General features: G+C 65.5%; 16 protein-coding genes. 6 read left to right on the top strand and 10 right to left on the bottom strand.

The window, feature by feature from the left end; translation table 11 throughout:
* Positions 1-28: 28 nt before the first annotated feature.
* Entirely contained in the window at positions 29-1,492 is a 1,464-nt protein-coding gene (locus EO136_RS11290) for an N-acyl-D-amino-acid deacylase family protein (protein WP_127144525.1), read from the bottom strand.
* A 164-nt stretch (positions 1,493-1,656) separates the two neighbouring features.
* Here EO136_RS11290 and EO136_RS11285 point away from each other — a divergent pair, with 164 nt between their 5' ends.
* Positions 1,657-2,475: an IclR family transcriptional regulator gene (locus EO136_RS11285; RefSeq protein WP_127144524.1), complete on the top strand. Its 819-nt coding sequence runs from the start codon at positions 1,657-1,659 to the stop codon at positions 2,473-2,475.
* Positions 2,476-2,490: 15 nt separating this feature from the next.
* On the opposite strand, the gene EO136_RS11280 is transcribed toward EO136_RS11285, so the two are convergent.
* From EO136_RS11280 to EO136_RS11260, 5 genes are read right to left on the bottom strand one after another with little or no spacing between them, the layout of a single operon-like run.
* Positions 2,491-3,483, bottom strand: a complete 993-nt coding sequence (locus EO136_RS11280; protein ID WP_164730549.1) for an ABC transporter ATP-binding protein — start codon at positions 3,481-3,483, stop codon at positions 2,491-2,493.
* A complete protein-coding gene (locus tag EO136_RS11275; protein WP_127144522.1) occupies positions 3,480-4,469 on the bottom strand; it encodes an ABC transporter ATP-binding protein in 990 nt (329 codons plus the stop codon). Before EO136_RS11275 ends, EO136_RS11280 begins: the two co-directional genes overlap by 4 nt.
* Entirely contained in the window at positions 4,466-5,320 is an 855-nt protein-coding gene (locus EO136_RS11270) for an ABC transporter permease (RefSeq protein WP_127144521.1), read from the bottom strand. The genes EO136_RS11275 and EO136_RS11270 overlap by 4 nt, the downstream gene beginning before the upstream one ends.
* Positions 5,317-6,264, bottom strand: a complete 948-nt coding sequence (locus EO136_RS11265) for an ABC transporter permease (RefSeq protein WP_127144520.1) — start codon at positions 6,262-6,264, stop codon at positions 5,317-5,319. The genes EO136_RS11270 and EO136_RS11265 overlap by 4 nt, the downstream gene beginning before the upstream one ends.
* Positions 6,265-6,307: 43 nt before the next feature.
* Positions 6,308-7,792 (bottom strand): ABC transporter substrate-binding protein, encoded by a 1,485-nt coding sequence (locus tag EO136_RS11260; RefSeq protein WP_127144519.1) that lies wholly within the window; start codon positions 7,790-7,792, stop codon positions 6,308-6,310.
* 283 nt (positions 7,793-8,075) lie between these two features.
* On the opposite strand from EO136_RS11260, the gene EO136_RS11255 reads away from it, so the two are divergent.
* From EO136_RS11255 to EO136_RS18585, 5 genes are all read left to right on the top strand, one after another.
* Positions 8,076-8,906 (top strand): amidohydrolase family protein, encoded by an 831-nt coding sequence (locus EO136_RS11255; RefSeq protein WP_127144518.1) that lies wholly within the window; start codon positions 8,076-8,078, stop codon positions 8,904-8,906.
* A gap of 102 nt (positions 8,907-9,008) precedes the next feature.
* On the top strand, positions 9,009-10,322 hold the full coding sequence (locus EO136_RS11250; protein WP_246018348.1) for an aspartate aminotransferase family protein: 1,314 nt from the start codon (positions 9,009-9,011) through the stop codon (positions 10,320-10,322).
* On the top strand, positions 10,322-11,290 hold the full coding sequence (locus EO136_RS11245; protein ID WP_127144517.1) for a Gfo/Idh/MocA family protein: 969 nt from the start codon (positions 10,322-10,324) through the stop codon (positions 11,288-11,290). The genes EO136_RS11250 and EO136_RS11245 overlap by 1 nt, the downstream gene beginning before the upstream one ends.
* On the top strand, positions 11,287-12,375 hold the full coding sequence (locus EO136_RS11240; RefSeq protein ID WP_164730548.1) for an alanine racemase: 1,089 nt from the start codon (positions 11,287-11,289) through the stop codon (positions 12,373-12,375). Before EO136_RS11245 ends, EO136_RS11240 begins: the two co-directional genes overlap by 4 nt.
* A 43-nt stretch (positions 12,376-12,418) precedes the next feature.
* Positions 12,419-12,793: a RidA family protein gene (locus EO136_RS18585; protein ID WP_164730547.1), complete on the top strand. Its 375-nt coding sequence runs from the start codon at positions 12,419-12,421 to the stop codon at positions 12,791-12,793.
* On the opposite strand, the gene EO136_RS11230 is transcribed toward EO136_RS18585, so the two are convergent.
* From EO136_RS11230 to EO136_RS11215, 4 genes are read right to left on the bottom strand one after another with little or no spacing between them, the layout of a single operon-like run.
* Positions 12,778-13,611 (bottom strand): heme ABC transporter ATP-binding protein, encoded by an 834-nt coding sequence (locus EO136_RS11230; RefSeq protein ID WP_127144514.1) that lies wholly within the window; start codon positions 13,609-13,611, stop codon positions 12,778-12,780. The two genes, EO136_RS18585 and EO136_RS11230, sit on opposite strands and share 16 nt — an antisense overlap.
* Positions 13,612-13,613: 2 nt before the next feature.
* On the bottom strand, positions 13,614-14,708 hold the full coding sequence (locus EO136_RS11225) for a FecCD family ABC transporter permease (protein ID WP_246018347.1): 1,095 nt from the start codon (positions 14,706-14,708) through the stop codon (positions 13,614-13,616).
* Positions 14,705-15,592, bottom strand: coding sequence for a heme/hemin ABC transporter substrate-binding protein (locus EO136_RS11220; protein ID WP_246018346.1), 888 nt, complete (start codon positions 15,590-15,592; stop codon positions 14,705-14,707). Before EO136_RS11220 ends, EO136_RS11225 begins: the two co-directional genes overlap by 4 nt.
* Before the next feature lie 8 nt (positions 15,593-15,600).
* Complete coding sequence (locus tag EO136_RS11215; RefSeq protein ID WP_127144512.1) at positions 15,601-16,656, bottom strand: hemin-degrading factor; 1,056 nt, start codon at positions 16,654-16,656, stop codon at positions 15,601-15,603.
* Positions 16,657-16,668: the final 12 nt, after the last annotated feature.

Genomic DNA, 16,668 nt, shown 5'->3' with positions numbered 1-16,668 from the left:
TTGACCTTAGCGCGCGCGACGGGCGCCATTATTGGCCACGGCGCTCGGCCATGTTAAGGAACATGCCGCCGCGCTCGCCCGTATGGGTGCCATCCTGCCAGCTTAGCACCCCGTTGACGATCACCGTCTCAATGCCCGCGGCGGGTTGCATGGGGGCGTCGAATGTCGCGGTGTCGATCACCGTGTCGGGATCGAAGATCACCAGATCGGCGGCCGCGCCTTCCCGGATGATGCCGCGATCGGCCAGACCGAAATTGGCGGCGGGGATGCCGGTCATCTTGTGCACCGCCGTTTCGAGGCTGAACAGGCCCTCGTCCCGAGAATAATGGCCCAGAACGCGCGGGAAGGTGCCCCAGAGCCGGGGATGGGGATGGGCGTCCTGAGGCAAGCCGTCCGAGCCGATCATGGTCTGGGGATAGGAGAGGATGCGGCGCACGTCCTCTTCGGACATGTTGTAATAGATGCCGCCCGCTGGCTTGAGCCGTTCGGCCGCCTCGCGCTGGCCGATGCCCCATTGGGCGGCGATATCGGCGAGATCCCGGCCCGCCATCTCCGGGTGGGGGGTCGACCAGCTCACCGTGATGCGGATGGTCTCGTCCACAAGGAACGGCTCGAGCACCGTCGAACCGGCTATGTAGGGATAGCAGTCCAGCCCCAGATCCTGCCGGGTGCGGGCGCTCTCGATCACGGCCAGGGTCTCACTCGAGCGGCCCCAGTTGTTGGGGCCGGCGCATTTATGGTGCGAAATGATGACCTTGACCCCGGCGCGGCCGGCGGTTTGGAAGGTTTCCTCCAGCGAATCCAGGATAAGGTCGTGTTCGTTGCGCATGTGGGTGGCGTAGATGCCGCCATGGGGCGCAATGATCCGGGCCAGCGCGACGACCTCGTCGATATCTGCTGCCTCGGCGATCTTGTAGTAGAGCCCGGTGCTCAGGCCCAAGGCGCCCTCGTCCATGGCATCGGAAAGGAGCGCCTGCATCGCCTCGATTTCAGCAGGGCTGGCCTTGCGGTCCAGATCGTCCATCACGGCAAAACGCAGCGAGCCATGGCCGATCAGAAGGCAGACATTGGTAGAGGGGCAGGCGGCATCGACGGCCTGGGCATAGGCCGCGACCGAGGGAAAGGTGAATGCAGACCCCGGGCCGAGGAGATTGAGCGGGGCAGGGACCTCGCTGGCCGTCAGAGGCGCAAGGCTGATGCCGCAATTGCCGGCGATGACGGTGGTCACCCCCTGGCTGATCTTGGGCGTCATCTGCGGCTTTTCGATCACCACATAGTCGTCATGGGTGTGAACGTCGATGAACCCGGGCGCAAGAATGCGGCCTGCAGCTTCGATGACGGTGTCGCCCTCGAGGGACCCCGGTTCGCCGATCGCAACGATCCGTCCGCCGGCGATGGCGACGTCGGCAGACCGGCGCGGAGCGCCGGTGCCGTCGATCACGGATGCGCCGCGAATGACAGTCCTGGGGGAGGAGGGAGCTGGATCGCTCATCGACTTGTCCTTTGGTCGAAAGTGTATATGAAAACATGGAACGACGTTTTATGTTCAGAGCTCTGCTGGACCTTGTCAATCGCACCGCGTGAGTGACAATCGCGAACGTCCGCCCGGGCGGAAGCCGGGGTCCAGAAGGCCGCCGATCCACCAGAGGAAACCCGATGACCATGCAAGAGGCCTCCGCCACCTACCATTCCCGAGCGCTCGATCGCGGCCTGACCATTCTCGATCATCTGGCGCAATCGCGGAACGGTGGCGAGACCTTGGCGGATCTGCACACGCGCACGGGCTATCCCAAAAGCACCCTGCTGCGGCTTCTGGCAGTCCTCGAGCGTCGCGGATTCGTGCGCAGTGTCGATGATGGGCTGCGCTACCAGATCGGCCATGCGGTCGTGGACCTGGCGCAGAGCTTCCGTCAGGGCGCCGATGTGAGCGACCTGGCGGCGCCCTATCTCGAGCGCCTGGCCGCACAGACCCACCAGACAGCCAATATGGGTGTGCTCGACGGGGACAACGTGTTGCATCTGGTGGTGCGCGAACCCGACCGCGCGCTGCGGTTCCGCTCTGTGTCGGGCTCGCGCGATTCGGTTCATTGCACGGGGCTGGGCAAGATGCTGCTGGCCGGGCTCGATCCCGAACGTGCCCGTCGCATCGTCTCGCGCATAACGCTCGAGCCGAGGACGGGACACACGCGCACGACGGTGGACAGTCTGATGGACGACGTGATGGCGACCCGTGAGCGGCGCTACGCGATCGACGATCAGGAGGGAGCGGCCGGGGTGTGCTGCCTTGCGGTCCCGCTGCTCGCGCCGGGCCAGCCGGCCAATAGCTGGCAGGCCTCGATCTCTCTTTCGGGGCCGGTCGGGGAAATGGAGGGTGCCAGCCGGCAACGTCTGCTCGACGCGCTCATCGCCTGCGCCAGCGACATGATGGCGAATGCCGAACTGGTCGGCGCGCTGGTGCTTTCGGATCGGCGTTGAACCCGCTCTCATCGATCAGCCCGCAGCCTTGAGGTCGAGTTCCTCTGCGTAATGACATGCCACGCGATGGTTTGCGCGGATCTGGCGCAGGGCGGGCGCCTGCTTGCAGAGGGTGGTTGCGTGCGGGCACCGCGCGATGAAGGCGCAGGCCGTGGACGCGCTTCCGCGGCGCGTGGTCTGGGTGCCCGGGATCGGATGCAGGGTGCGGGCCGGAGCCGCCGGGTTGGGCGTGGCGGCGAGCAGGGCGGCGGTGTAAGGATGGCGCGGCGCGGCGAAGATGTCGCCGACCGGCCCCGTTTCCACGAGCCGTCCCCCATACATGACGTTGACGGTTTCGCAGAAGCGCGCGACCACGCCCATGTCGTGGGTGATCATGAGCACGGCTATGGCTTTGTCGCGCGAGAGGCGCTCGAGGACGTCGAGGACGGTGTCCTGGGCCGTGACATCGAGCGCAGAGGTGGGCTCGTCGGCGATGATGAGGCTGGGTTCGCATAGGATGGCCTGCGCGACCATGACGCGCTGGCGCTGACCGCCCGAGAGTTCGTGGGGATAGCGGTCCACGAGGTCTCCGGGAGCAGGCAGGTCGACGGCGCCCAGAGCATCGACGATGCGGGCCCGGCGGTCGCGGCCCGGGAGCTTGCGGTGGGCCTTGAGCACCGCATCCATCTGCTGGCCGACCGTAAAGGCCGGATTGAGCGAGTGCATGGGGTTCTGGAAGATCATCGAGACCGCATCGCCGCGCAGCCGGTGAACTTCGCGTTCGGGCAGGGCGAGAATCTGCCGACCGTCGAGGGTTATGCGCGAGCTGGTGGCGTATTGGGTGCGGCGGGGATCATCGAGCCGCATGATGGCCCGGGCCATGACCGATTTGCCCGACCCCGATTCGCCGATGACGCCAACGCGCTCTCCGGCGCTCACGGTCAACGAGACATCGACGACCGCGTGGATCAGGGAGGAAGATGTCCGGAAAGCGACGCCGAGATCGGCGATCTCGAGAAGCGGCTTCATGAGCGGTCCTCCGTGCCGGTGATCTCGCGCCAGAAATGGCAGGCGACTATCGCCCCGCCCGCAGGTTCTGGCAGGGGCGTGCGTTTGGCGCATTCCTCCCGGGCATGGGGGCAGCGGGTGCGGAACCGGCACCCCGATGGCGGATCGGCCGGATCGGGGATCTCTCCGCGCAGAGGGATACGCTCCCTGCGCGCCTCGAGGACCGGGTCGGGGATCGGAGCGGCACCCAGCAGCGCGCGCGTATAGGGGTGGCGTGGGGTCTCGAACACCTCGCCGGCCGGTCCGGCCTCCATGATGCGGCCCAGATACATGACGGCCGTGCGATCGGCGATGGCGCGGACCAGGCCCAGATCATGGGAGATGAACAGTAGAGCCACGCCCATGCGCTTCTGGATATCGGCGATCAGCGCGACGATCTGAGCCTGAGTGGAGACGTCGAGCGCAGAGGTGATCTCGTCGCAAACGATCAGGTCGGGTTCTACCGCAAGGGCGCGGGCGATGCAGACCCGCTGGCGCTGGCCGCCCGAAAGGGTGCCAGGATACTGACGTGCCATTTCAGGGTTGAGACCGACCAGCTCGAGCAGTTCGGCGATCCGGTCCGGCCAGGAGCGGCGCGGGCCCATGCTGTGGAGCCGGAGCGGTTCGGCGAGGCTCTGCCCGATGGTCTGGCGGGGGTTGAGCGCGGAGAACGGGTCCTGGAAGATGACCTGCACGCGGCGGCGCAGTGTCCGCCAGGCCGGGCTGCCCTCAGCCGGCATGGGCGTGCCGTCGAACAGAACTTCTCCCCCGTCCAGGGCCTGCAGGCCGATGGCCGCCGCGCCGAGGGTGGATTTGCCCGAACCGGATTCCCCGACCAGCCCCACGGTCTGTCCGCGCGCAACCGATATGGAGGCGCCCGACACCGCCTGGATATGGCGGGTTACCCCACCCCGGCGCGCCGTGAAGACGATTTCGGCGTCGCGGACGTCAAGGAGCGGGGCGTTCATCCGCTTCTCCTGTCGGGATTGATGGCGTTGGCGGCCAGATCTCCCGCAAAGACCAGCAGCGCCGAGGCAAGCGTGGTCACTGCGCCCACCGCGAGGGGGTACCAGATGGCGTTGACGTAGTAATTCTTGGAGACAAGCAGAAGCGAGCCCCAGGAAATCTGCGGCGGCTGTACCCCGAGCCCGATAAAGCTCAGTCCTGCTTCGATGAGGATCGCGACGGCCATGAGTTGGGGGACGATGACCAGGACAGGCCCGAGAATGTTGGGCAGGATGTGACGGAGCAGGATGTCGAACGTTCCTGCACCCATGGCGCGGGCTCCGCGCACGAAGCCCTGCTCGACCAGAACCTGGGTCTGGCCGCGCACCAGCCGGAAGATGCGGGGGATAAAGACGATGCCGAGCACGAAGATCAGCGTGCCCACCGATGCGCCCATACTGGCCACCACCATCACCGCGAAGAGCACGATGGGGAAGCTCAGGATCGAATCCGCGATCAGCGTCAAGATCCAGTCCGCGGTTTTGCCGCGATAGCCGGCGAGCAATCCCGCCGGCACGGCAAAGAGCGCAGCCAGCGCGACCGAGCCCATGGCAATGGCGATCTCAAGCCTCGTGCCGTAGATGATCCGTGCCAGCACGTCGCTGCCCAGTTCGTCGGTACCGAAGGGATTGGCGGGAGACGGAGGCTGGAGGATTGCGCGGGCGTTTATCCCATTGGGCTGATAGGGTGTGAACCATGCCGGAAACAGCGCGACGAGCACCACCCCGATGCCGAGGAGCGTGAGGACGATGCCGGCAGGCGAACGGGGAACGAGCCGGCCGATGCGGGTGGTGATCGGTGCGGAGGCGCTCATGACCGGGCCTGCGGGGTGATGTAGCGGTAGAGCATTTCGGCGGCGATGTTGATCAGGATTACGGCGACGGTGATGACAAGGATCGTCCCTTGCACCACCGGGTAGTCCCGGCTCATCACGGCGCCCAGCAACAGCCGTCCCAGACCGGGGAGGCCAAAGACTTCCTCGACAATCACCGCTCCGCCGATCAGCGTTCCGATTTCCACGCCGACCACGATGATCAGCGGGGTGAGCGAGTTCTTGGCGGCGAAGCGGAAAAGAATGGTCCGGGACGCCAGGCCCATGGCGCGCGAAACGGTGATGTAGTCGCGCTGCAGGGTATCGGCGGTTTCGGTGTAGACGAACCGGGTCAGAGTGCCGACCAGAAAGATCGCCAGGGTGATGACAGGCAGGGCCATGTGCATCATGAACCCGCCCGGGTCGGTCAATGGGGCGACATAGCCGCGCGAGGGAAACCATCCCAACCCGCTGGCGAACCATTGCAGGAACAAAAGCCCCAGCCAGAACGAGGGAACCGCCATGCACAGGGTGGCCAGACTCCTGATGCCGCGGTCGAGCGTTCGCCCCCGCCGGGCGGCAGCGATCATGCCCAGGAAGATGGATATGGGAATGGCGGTCCCGACAGACAGAACGATCAGCCAGATGGTGACCGGTGCCGCCGCGGCGATCATCGAGATCACCGGCCGGGCGGACCGATTGGATTCGCCCAGATCCCCCTGAAGCACATTGCCCACAAATATCGCGTACTGCACCGGGATGGGCTGATCGAGCCCGTACTGGGCCCGGATGTCGGCGAGCCGCTCCTGGACGTCCTGGCGCCCGGCGGTGGGGCCGAGCAGCAATTCGGCCGGGTCACCGGGCGTCAGGCGCAGCGTGACGAAGACCACCGTGATCACCACCCAGATGATTGCAAGAATGCGCAAGGCTGGAAGAAGGCGAGTCACGGTGATCCTTTCGTTGTCGTGGCTCAAGAGCGCCGCAGGTCGATCACTCGGCCAGCGTTACGCCAGAGTAAAGGCCCCAGCCGAGCGGGTTCATGGCAAAGCCCTCGACATGGGGCGCCGCGATGGCGCCTACAGGCCGCGACTGGACGGTCATGACCGGCAGTTCGTCAACCACGATGTCCTGGAGCTCGGCGTAGATTTCCTCACGCTCGGCCATGTCGCCGGTGGAGATGCCTGCTTCGACCAGCTCGGCGACCTCAGGGTTGTCGTAGACATCTCCCTCGAAGTGCGGGCGCAGAATGACGTCGAAGAAGGAGTGGGGATCGGGCGAGACGCCGAAGAAGTTCCAGGTCATGTCATAGTCGCGCGAGACATAGGCGTCGAGCCAGACCGAAAGCTCGGACACGTTGATGTCCAGGGTGACCCCGACTTCCGCGAGCGAAGACTGCCAGACGCGCGCCATCTGCTCGGCTTCGGGAAAGCCTGCCGGCATTTCGAGCCCGACCGTGAGCCCGTCGACACCGGCTTCTTCGAGCAGGCCCCGCGCCGCCTCGAGATCGAAGGGATAGCCCTCGAGATCGGCATATGCCCAGGAACTGGTCGGGAGTGGGCTGGGCGTGGATTCGCCCAGACCGGAATAGGCGATGGCCTGCACCGATTCCCGATCAAAGGCGTGGGCGAGCGCGCGCCGGACATTGACGTCCGAAAGCGTGCCGGTGGTGCCCATCATTTCCACATAGGCCATGCTGTTGGAGGCCGATGGCTGGACCAGTTGGGCCTGGCTCTCGTCGATCTGGTTGAGAACGGCGGTCGAAGGCTCGGCGACGATATCGACGTCTCCGGCGTACAGATTGGTCAGCGCGACCTGGCTGTCGGGCACCGGCCGGAACTCGAGGGTCTCGAAGGCCGGAAGTTCGCCCCAGTACTCGTCATTGCGCGTGAGCGTGATGGCATCATTGGGCACCCAGCCCTCGAAGCGGAACGGGCCGGTGCCGATGGGCTCGCTCGTTGCGGTCTCGAAGCTGTCGGGAGCGAGGATGAACACCACCGTCAGCGCGGTCAGGAAGGGCGCATAGCCTTCCTCGAGCGTCATGCGCACAGTGCCCTCGTCGACGGCCTCGAACATGGTGACGCGCTGGAGCGGCGTGCCGATGACCCCACCGAACTCGGCGGACCGCTCGAGTGAGGCGATGACGGCCTCGGCGGTGACGGGATCGCCATTGTGGAACGTGGCCCCCTCCTGGAGGGTCAGGGTAAATTCGGTGGCGTCGTCATTGACGTCCCAGGATGAAGCGAGGCGCGGGACCAGCTCGAGGTTTTCGTCATAGCCAATCAGGGAATCAAAGACCGTGTTTCCGATGGCCTGTTGGAAGGCGATGAGCTGATTGGTTGCCGGGTCGAAATTGTCGATATCACCCGAGATGGCGACAGTGAGCGTGGTGTCGGCCTGGGCCAACGCGGCGGGCGCTGCCAATGCGCTTGCGCCGAGCAATGCAACGGCAAATGCCGTCAATCCTGATCGAGCCATAGGTCCTCTCCTTTGGGTCAGGCGCCGCCCGTCCAGGCGGCGCGGTAAATGTGCCCGGGCCACCCCTCTGTGGTTTCTCAAGGCACGAGCTTTCGTCAAAACATAAAACTCTATTCCATTTTCAGAGTAAGAATGGCATGGGAGGATCGTCAAGCGGAAATTTCAGCACTTGGTATCAGTGCCTATAAATAGGGCATTTGGGCATTGACGTGGCGCGCCGATCGGTGTTAGCAAAATATGGAATAGCATTTCATGTTATGCCGTCAGCGGCGGGAAGGTGCCCATGTTCGACGTCCATACCCACATGCTTCGTCCCCCCTACTGGGGCGAGGAATACGAGCGGAACTGGAAGGGCCCATACGGCAGCGACTGGCAAGAGCCGTCCGTCGAGGCGTTCGATGCGGCCATGAACGAGGCCGGGATTACCTTCGCGGTCGTCTTCGGCATCACGGCCAAGGCGGCGGGCGTGCATTCGCCCACTCCCGAGGTGGCCGCGTTCTGCGAACGGCTGAAAACCCCCAATGTATGCTTCATGGCGCTCGATCCGGCCGATCCGGACTGGCGGCGCTCGTTCGACGAGGGCGTGGCGCATGGCGCGCGGGGCATCAAGCTCTACCCGGTCATGGCCCGGTTCGATCCGCGCGACGAGGCTCACGACGCCTTCTATCGTGCGGCGAGCGGCAAGGGACTTCCCATTCTCTGGCACATGGGTGCGACCCCCTCCGCGCAGGGCGATCTCTCGGTGAGCCATCCGCTGGTGCTCGACCAGGTTGCGCGACGTTTCCCCGATCTCAAGCAGATCATCGCCCATATGGGGCACCCCTGGCAGCGCGACACCGTGCAGGTACTGCGCAAGAATCCTAACGTCTATGCCGACATCTCCGGGGTCTGGACGCGGCCGATGGACGGCTATCTCGCCTTGGTGAACGCGCAGGAATGGGGATGCGTGCACAAGCTGCTGTTCGGGTCCGATTATCCGCTCTGGACCCCGCAGGAGACGATCGAGGGCCTTCGGCGCCTGACCAAGGTCGGCTCAGAGGGATTCCCGCGCGTGATGGATGAAACCATCGACACCATTCTTGCCTGCGACCTACGGCGGTCGCTCGGGCTCTAGGGCTGGACGCCTATTCTCAACAATTCGGCGCGCTCCCGAGCCGATGCGGGCATCCCCGATGCTCTGGGAAGCGCTCAAGAACGATCCGGAGGACTATTCGATATGCTCGAGCGAGGCGAGAACGCCACAAGGGACATGTGGGCGCACGCCCAGACGCAGATTCCCGGCGGCGTCAATTCAGCGACCCGTCGGATCGATCGGCCGCTGATCATCGACGAGGCCAAGGGCGCCTATGTCTACGATCTGAGCGGGCGGCGCTATATCGACTATCATGCTGCGTTCGGCGCGACGCTTCTCGGTCATGCCGATCCGATCGTGTCAGATGCGGTTTCCGACGCGATCCGGCGCTACGATCTCGTGGGCATGGGCGTGAGCACGCTGGAGGTCAAATGCGCAGAGTTGATCAACGACACGATCCCCTCCGCGGAAAAGACTATCCTGACCATGAGCGGGACGGAATCGACGTTCCAGGCGATCCGGCTGGCGCGCGGGGTTACCGGGCGCGACCTGATCGTCAAGTTCCAGGGGTGCTTCCACGGCTGGCACGACGCGGTGTCGCGCAATGTGATCTCCTCGCCCGAGAAGGCCTACAAGATGGACCCGACCTCCTCGGGGATTCTGATGCCCAATCTAGAGGCGACGCTGATCGCCGAATTCAACGACCTGGTTTCGGTGCAGGAGCTGTTTGCCCGGCACAAGGACCAGATTGCGGCGGTTATTCTCGAACCGATCCCGCACAATGTCGGCGCGCTGCTTCCCGAACAGGCCTTCCTCGAGGGCCTTCGCGATCTCACCCGCGAGGAGGGGGCTCTGCTGATCTTTGACGAGGTCATCACCGGGTTCCGGCATGCACCGGGAGGCTATCAGGAAATCTGTGGCGTGATGCCGGATCTTACGACCTACGGCAAGGCGATGGGCAACGGATTCCCGGTTGCGGGCATGTCCGGGCGCGCCGACCTTATGGACCAGTTCAGCTCGGCGGGCGGTTCGGTGATGCTGGCAGGAACGTTCAACGGCGGCCCGGCATCGACCGCGGCCGCGATTGCCACGATCACCCATATCCGGGAAACCGATTTCCACGAGCGGGTGTTCGCGCTCGGCGACCGGATGCGCGAGGGGCTTCGGGCCATAGCCGCGCGCCACGGAATTACGGCCTGCGTCACCGGTTACGGTTCGGTGGTCATTTGCTACTTCCTCGAGCATCAGCCCAAGGGGTATCGTGACCTTCTGGGTCACAACGACAAGGCCTATGCCGAATTCCACCGCCGCATGCTCGACCACGATATCCTGATGCTGCCCATGTCGCTCAAGCGCAACCATATCAGCGGTGCCCATACTGCCCAGGATATCGAGGTGACGCTCGAAGCGGCGGACATCGTTCTGGGTGAGCTCAAGAGCGAAGGATATTTCGACTGATGGGGCTCCGGGTCGCGATCATCGGTGCAGGCTGGATGGGCGCAACCCATGGCGCCGCCATCGCCGCCAATGGCGATGAAGTGGTGTTGGTGATCGACGCGGACAGTGAGCAGGCAAAGGCTTTGGCCGCGAAGCACGGCGCTCGCGCCGGGACCGAGCTTTCGATGACCCAGGGGCTCGACGCAGCGGTGATCGCGACCCCCAGCTTCCAGCATCTCGAGCAGGCCACCGCGCTCGCCAGGATGGGGGTCGATGTGCTGGTCGAGAAACCCCACAGGCTACCCAACCAGTCTTCGGACGGGCTCATAGGCGCGATCGAAGCGGGCGGGGCGAGAGTACTCGTGGGCATGACCACCCGGTTCCATGAGGGCATCATGGCCCTGGCCGAGGCCTTGCGGACCAGGGAACTCGGCGCAATCCTCAGCTATGCCGACAGCTATTTCTTCGAGCTGGCTCCCGATACGCTGGCGCCCTGGTATTTCGATCCCAGGCTTTCGGGCGGTGGCGTGGTCACCACCAATGGCGTTCATCTGATCGACCGCTGCGCCTGGCTTCTGGGCGAGGATATGCGCGTCGAAGCCGCCGAGGGTCTGGTGCCGCTCCACCCCGGCCATAGGGTCGAAGATCATGCCGAGCTGCGGCTGCGGGGACGGACCAGCGGCACTCCGGTCACCTTGTCGCTGCTCTGGGCGCCGTACCCTTGCCCCGAGCCCGAATTGCGGGTGGTGGGGACCCATGGCATCGCCCGGATCGGGCTTTCGCGGTGGGTCATTGAAACCGCAGAGGTTGCGCGCGGAGGAACAATCGAGCGGCCGGACGATGCCTTTGTCCGGCAATGGGCCGACTTCAGGGCCTGCCTCGCCAATGGCGGGGTGGGCGGAAACGTGCCCGACGTTCTCACGCTCGAATCGACGCTCGAGCTGATATCCCAGATCTACACAATCGCCCAGGGAGCCCAAGCGCAGTGAGCAGCCAGCACTACAAGGGGGCAACGCCCCGCCTCGTTCTCGATGCCACAATCATGGACGCCAATATCGCGGCGATGGCGGGCGCGGTTCGTGCGCGCGGGAGTCTGGCCCTCAGACCCCATTTCAAGACCAACAAGATGATCGAGGTCGCCCGGCGGCTCATGGATGGGGGGGCGGTGGGTCTGACCTGCGCGACCATCGCCGAGCTCGAAGCGTTGATCGCGGCAGGGATTACCGATCTCTTCTGGGCCCAGGAGCCTGTCGGCGAAGCCAAGGTCCAGGCTGCGATCGCGCTCAACCGAAAGGCGCGTGTGGCCGTGGGTCTGGATTCGCTCGCTGCCGCACAGCCGCTCTCGGAGGCGGCAAGCGCTCAAGGGGTTACGGTGCCCTATCTCATCGAGATCGACAGCGGCATGGGCCGGGCCGGGCTGGCCGCTGACAGGGTGCCTGCGCTTGCCAGGCAGCTCGACACCTTGCCCGGACTGGAGCGAGCCGGGATTTTCACCCATGAAGGTCAGCTCTATGGGGTGGCCGACCCGGCGGAACGGGCCCGGGCCGCCAAAGCTGTCGGAGAGTCAATGGTCGCCATCGCCGAGGCGCTGCGCGGAGCAGGGCTGGACTGTCCGGTCGTTTCCACTGGATCGACGCCGGGCGGGGCCGATTCGGCGCGTGTGGACGGGGTGACCGAGGTGCGTCCGGGTACGTTTGTCTTCATGGACGCCAACCAGATGACCATCGAGCGCTGCGCAGAGGCCGATTGCGCGGTCAGCGTGCTTGCGACCGTGATGAGTCGCCCGAGGCCCGGCGCCGCGATCATCGATGCGGGGCTCAAGGCCATGAGTTCGGACCGGGCGATCTCGGGATCCGGGTTCGGCCGTATCAAGGGCCATCCCGGCATTGCCTTCGGCACTGCCTATGAGGAGCACGGCCTTCTCACCGGCGCCGATGTCGACCGGCTTTCTGTCGGCGACCAGGTCGAGATCATCCCCAACCATGTGTGCGGCGCGGTCAATATGTGGTCGCGCGCCCTGGTGCGCCAGAATGGCGCCATTGTCGATGAATGGTCGATCGTCGGCCGTCACTGACCTCACGATTTCACAACACTCCCACACAAGGCAGGAAGACCTCATGCGGACCATCGTCTCGAGCCCAGATGCTGCACCCCCCGTCGGCCCTTATTCGCAGGGCGTCATCCTCGACAATACGCTCTACGTTGCCGGGCAGGGGCCGTTCGACGACAAGGGGGACCGCGTGGGCGACACGTTCGCCGATCAGGTCCACAGGGCGTTCGACAATCTCGAGGCGGTGGCCAGGGCCGCGGGCACGGGGTTCGAGCACATGGCCAAGCTGGGCGTCTTTCTCGCCAACATGGATGATTTTCCCGTGTTCAACAGGATTGCCGGGGAGCGGCTGGTTGCGCCCTATCCGGTGCGGGTGACGGTGCCCGCGTCGCTGCGTGGGTTCGACATCGAACTCGATGGCATCTTCTACGTCCCGCGTTGAGCCGGCCCGATCGGCGCGCTCGACCTAGCCGGGCGCGCCGACTGGGGCAGCACGAACGGAGTGCCCGGGGCAGGGGCGGTGTTGACGCGCATGGGACAGCCGAACACACGCTCGATGAGGGCGTCGGCGAGCGTGTCGCGGACCGTGCCCTCGGCCACAACGGCGCCAGCGCTCATCATGGCGATCCGGTCGGCATACATGGCGGCGATGTTGAGGTCGTGAAGGATCGCGATCACGCCGCCACCGGCGTCGGCATAGTCGCGCGCGATGTCCATGATCCGGAGCTGGTGGCGGACATCGAGGCTCGAGATCGGTTCGTCGAGCAGCAGGTAGCGTGGTTTTCCCTCCAGCACCGGCGCCCATACCTGGCAAAGCACGCGGGCAAGCTGGACACGCTGCTGTTCGCCCCCCGATAGCGAATTGTAGCTGCGCGCGCCGAAGCCCGCGAGATCGACCCTCGACAGAGCCTCGTCGGGCAGGCGATCGCGGCCGCCCGAGTCCTCGCCGGGCAGGCCGCCCGACAGGCCGAGCCTGACGACCTCGTGGACCGAAAAAGGGAACGTCAGCACGCTGGACTGGGGCAGGACGGCCCGCATGGACGCCGCCTGCCAGGGCCTGAGGCGCGATGCGTCCTGGCCGTTGATCGATACGGCTCCCGAATGGGCGATCTCACCGGACAGGGCCTTGAACAGCGTGGTCTTTCCCGACCCGTTGGGGCCCACGATCACGGTGACTTCGCCCGGGCGGGCAGTGAGGTCGACATCCCGGAGGATCGGGCGTCCGTCGATGGCGTTCGACACGCCGCGGGCGAGATACATGGTTACCAGGCGAGTTCGTTGCGTCGACGCAAGAGAATGTAGAGAAAGAAGGGGCCCCCGACGGTTGCCGTGACAATGCCGATGGGCAGTTCGGCGGGGGCGACGATGACGCGGCTGACCGCATCGGCAACGAGCAGGAACGATGCGCCCAGCAGCGCCGATGCGGCGAGCAGATAGCGATGGTCCGGGCCGATCAGGATGCGCAGAAGATGGGGCACGACGATGCCCACGAAGCCGATACCGCCGCTGACCGCGACCGCCGCGCCCACGCATGCGGCCACCGCGCAGATGGCGATCGTCTTGAGCCGCTGGACATCGACGCCCATGTGGTGGGCCGCCGATTCCCCGAGCGTGAGGGCGTTGAGGCCGCGCCAGATGGTGAGCGAGACGAGGACGCCCCCGGCCATGAGCGGGCCGCCCGCGAGCACCTTGGTCCAGTTGGCGCCGGCCAGCGAGCCCAGGCCCCAGAAAGTGAGGTCGCGCAGCTGGGTGTCGTTGGCCACATAGACGAGCATGCCGGTGACGGCGCCCGCCAATGCGCCGATGGCAATGCCAGCCAGCAGCATGGTGGCGATGGCGGTCTGTCCGCGCGCGGTCGAGACCCTGTAGAGCACGATGGTGGTCAGCGCCCCGCCGGCAAAGGCGGCCAGTGGCACGGCGTAGATCCCCAGGTGCATGGTAATGGGCGCGAGGACCGTGCCGCCCAGAACGATGAACAGCACCGCTCCAAGGCCGGCCCCGGCCGAAACCCCCACAAGGCCAGGATCGGCCAGCGGGTTGCGGAACATGCCCTGCATGACCACGCCCGAGACCGCGAGTCCCGCGCCCACCAGGACGCCGAGCACCATGCGGGGGAGGCGGATGTCGTTGAGGATGATGCCCGCCCGGGCGACCGCCGGGTCATCGGGGTGGGCGATGCCCAGCCACAAGCGGGCAGCATCAAGCGCGGAAACGCCCGAGGCTCCTGTGAACAGGCTCATGGCCATGGCCGCGACCAGAAGCACGCCCAGCGCCGCGATGGTGAGCCGGGCAAGATGGGAGCGATCGCCAGGCGCAAGAGGGCGCGTCGGTGCCCGGCTCAGGGCAAAAACGGTCACGGCGCAGGGTCCGGGTTGCCGTAAATTGCCGTGAAGAGGTCATACCCGGCATCGGCCGTGCGGGGCCCGAAGCCCAGAAGGTAGGACCCGTCCATTTCGATGACGGCGCCAGTGCGGCCTGCGGTGGTGAGCGCGATGGCCGGATGGGCGAGAAGGTCCGTCTCGCTGGCTCCGTGATCCCCGCCCCGATCCATCATCAGGATGACGTCCGGATCGGCGGCGATGATGGCTTCCTCGCCGAGCTGGCGATAGCCCTCATAATCGGTGATGGCATTGTCCGCCCCGGCGAGGGCGATGATCCCGTCAGCGGCAGTTCCGGTGCCCGAGGCGTTGATACGGCCAGCTTCCATCGAGAGGATGAAGAGCACCGATTTCCGGTCCGCGATGCCGGCCGTCTCTGCAGCCAGTTCGGCGAACCGTGCGTCCAGTTCCTCGTTGAGGGCGGTGGCCTCTCTGGTGCGTGCCAGCGCTTCTCCGACCATGGTGACCTTGGTCGTCACGCCCTCGGCGTCAAACCGGTCGGGCACGAAGACGATCGGGACGCTCGCAGACTGAAGCACCTCGATGGCGTCGATGGGCCCAGCGCCTTCCAGCGCGAGGATGGCGGAGGGGTCGACCGAGAGCACGCCTTCAGGGGCGAGGGCGCGCATATATCCCACATCGGGAAGCTCGAGCGCTTCGGCCGGATAGGTCGCGGTTGTGTCGCGGGCAACGAGCAGGTCGGCCGCGCCCAGTTCGTAGGCGATCTCGGTCAGCGAACCGCCGATCGAGACCAGCCGCGACGCATCGGCGAAAGGCTCTACCGTTTGGGCGGAAGCGCCCGGGGCCATCAGGCCCAGGGACGCAATGGCGAAGGCGGTGGCGAGGGTGACTGCTGGGCGCATGGTGGTCCTCATGCTGCTGCGGCGTTGGCGAGGCGGGGCAGGGCGGCGATCGCCTCCCGCCAGAGCGGGCGTTCGTCCTGCCCTTCGATGCGCTTGCCGAAGAACTGGATGATCAGCCGTCCCTCCGCATCATAGGTTTCAAGGGAGGTGACGTGTCCGTCCGCGGTGGGTTTGCGCACCACATAGGCGCTTGCGATGTGGTCGGTGCGCAGGTGCAGGTGGAAGGTTTCGTCCATGACGTTCAGCCAGGGGCCCATCATCGCTGTTTTCTCGACCGGCCCGGAATGGATCTGGATGCAGCCGGCATTGCCGACGAACGCCATGATGGGCACGCCGCTTTGAACGACCGCGTCGAACATGGCGTTGACCGCATCGGGCGAGACCGGATCGACATAGTCGGGCCCGACCAATTCGAGAGCCTCGCGGCGCGGCAGGTTGAGGTCGCGCAACATCCCGAAGAACTGATGGGTATCGGTGAGCCGGCTCCAGGCTTCGCGCAGCGCTTCGGCATCGCCTTTGAGGCGGGAGGGGTCGACGGTCTCGCCCGAGGGCAGAGGCGTGGTGGCCTGGGTGCGGTCCTGAGACTCGGCGCGCAGACTTGCGACCAGCGCGTGGTAGGCCTCGATCTCGGATTCGGGGCGCAGGTGGATCTTGTGAACAGCATCGCCGGCGGCATCGAAGAACTGCAGGGAGTGTCTGGGACCGTCCTCGCCCTGCTTGGTGACCGCGAAGCCTGAAGCCCATTTGCCCTGGAAAATGCGCAGGTCGATCAGCTCGCCAAGTACCATGGCATTGTGTCCGCCGACCCAGATCTTGCCATAGGGGCCGATCTTTTCGTGTACCGCGCTCTCGTTTCGGGTCAGTGCCATGACCGTGCCCAGGTCCCGCGCGCCTTCGAGCAGCGCCGCAATGTCGACCCTGAGCCGTGTCGCGCCATGGCCGACATGGGCGGCCACGTACTGGGCCTCGCTGATCCCCTGAATGCGCGCGAAATCGCGCTCGCGCAGTTTGGGGTGGTCCGCGCGCCGCGCGATAATGTCGTCGGGTGAGAGCACAGAGGTCATGTCCGGATATCC

This window comes from Pelagibacterium montanilacus, from assembly GCF_003992665.1.
In the GTDB taxonomy this organism is placed as follows: domain Bacteria; phylum Pseudomonadota; class Alphaproteobacteria; order Rhizobiales; family Devosiaceae; genus Pelagibacterium; species Pelagibacterium montanilacus.
This window is presented reverse-complemented; position numbering and strand designations above follow the sequence as displayed.

Excerpts from the sequence above, each read along its gene's own strand:
- EO136_RS11290 (WP_127144525.1), bottom strand. The coding sequence starts at position 1,492 with ATGAGCGATCCAGCTCCCTCCTCCCCCAGGACTGTCATTCGCGGCGCA.
- EO136_RS11285 (WP_127144524.1), top strand. The coding sequence starts at position 1,657 with ATGACCATGCAAGAGGCCTCCGCCACCTACCATTCCCGAGCGCTCGAT.
- EO136_RS11280 (WP_164730549.1), bottom strand. The coding sequence starts at position 3,483 with ATGAAGCCGCTTCTCGAGATCGCCGATCTCGGCGTCGCTTTCCGGACA.
- EO136_RS11275 (WP_127144522.1), bottom strand. The coding sequence starts at position 4,469 with ATGAACGCCCCGCTCCTTGACGTCCGCGACGCCGAAATCGTCTTCACG.
- EO136_RS11270 (WP_127144521.1), bottom strand. The coding sequence starts at position 5,320 with ATGAGCGCCTCCGCACCGATCACCACCCGCATCGGCCGGCTCGTTCCC.
- EO136_RS11260 (WP_127144519.1), bottom strand. The coding sequence starts at position 7,792 with ATGGCTCGATCAGGATTGACGGCATTTGCCGTTGCATTGCTCGGCGCA.
- EO136_RS11255 (WP_127144518.1), top strand. The coding sequence starts at position 8,076 with ATGTTCGACGTCCATACCCACATGCTTCGTCCCCCCTACTGGGGCGAG.
- EO136_RS11250 (WP_246018348.1), top strand. The coding sequence starts at position 9,009 with ATGCTCGAGCGAGGCGAGAACGCCACAAGGGACATGTGGGCGCACGCC.
- EO136_RS11245 (WP_127144517.1), top strand. The coding sequence starts at position 10,322 with ATGGGGCTCCGGGTCGCGATCATCGGTGCAGGCTGGATGGGCGCAACC.
- EO136_RS18585 (WP_164730547.1), top strand. The coding sequence starts at position 12,419 with ATGCGGACCATCGTCTCGAGCCCAGATGCTGCACCCCCCGTCGGCCCT.
- EO136_RS11230 (WP_127144514.1), bottom strand. The coding sequence starts at position 13,611 with ATGTATCTCGCCCGCGGCGTGTCGAACGCCATCGACGGACGCCCGATC.
- EO136_RS11220 (WP_246018346.1), bottom strand. The coding sequence starts at position 15,592 with ATGCGCCCAGCAGTCACCCTCGCCACCGCCTTCGCCATTGCGTCCCTG.
- EO136_RS11215 (WP_127144512.1), bottom strand. The coding sequence starts at position 16,656 with ATGACCTCTGTGCTCTCACCCGACGACATTATCGCGCGGCGCGCGGAC.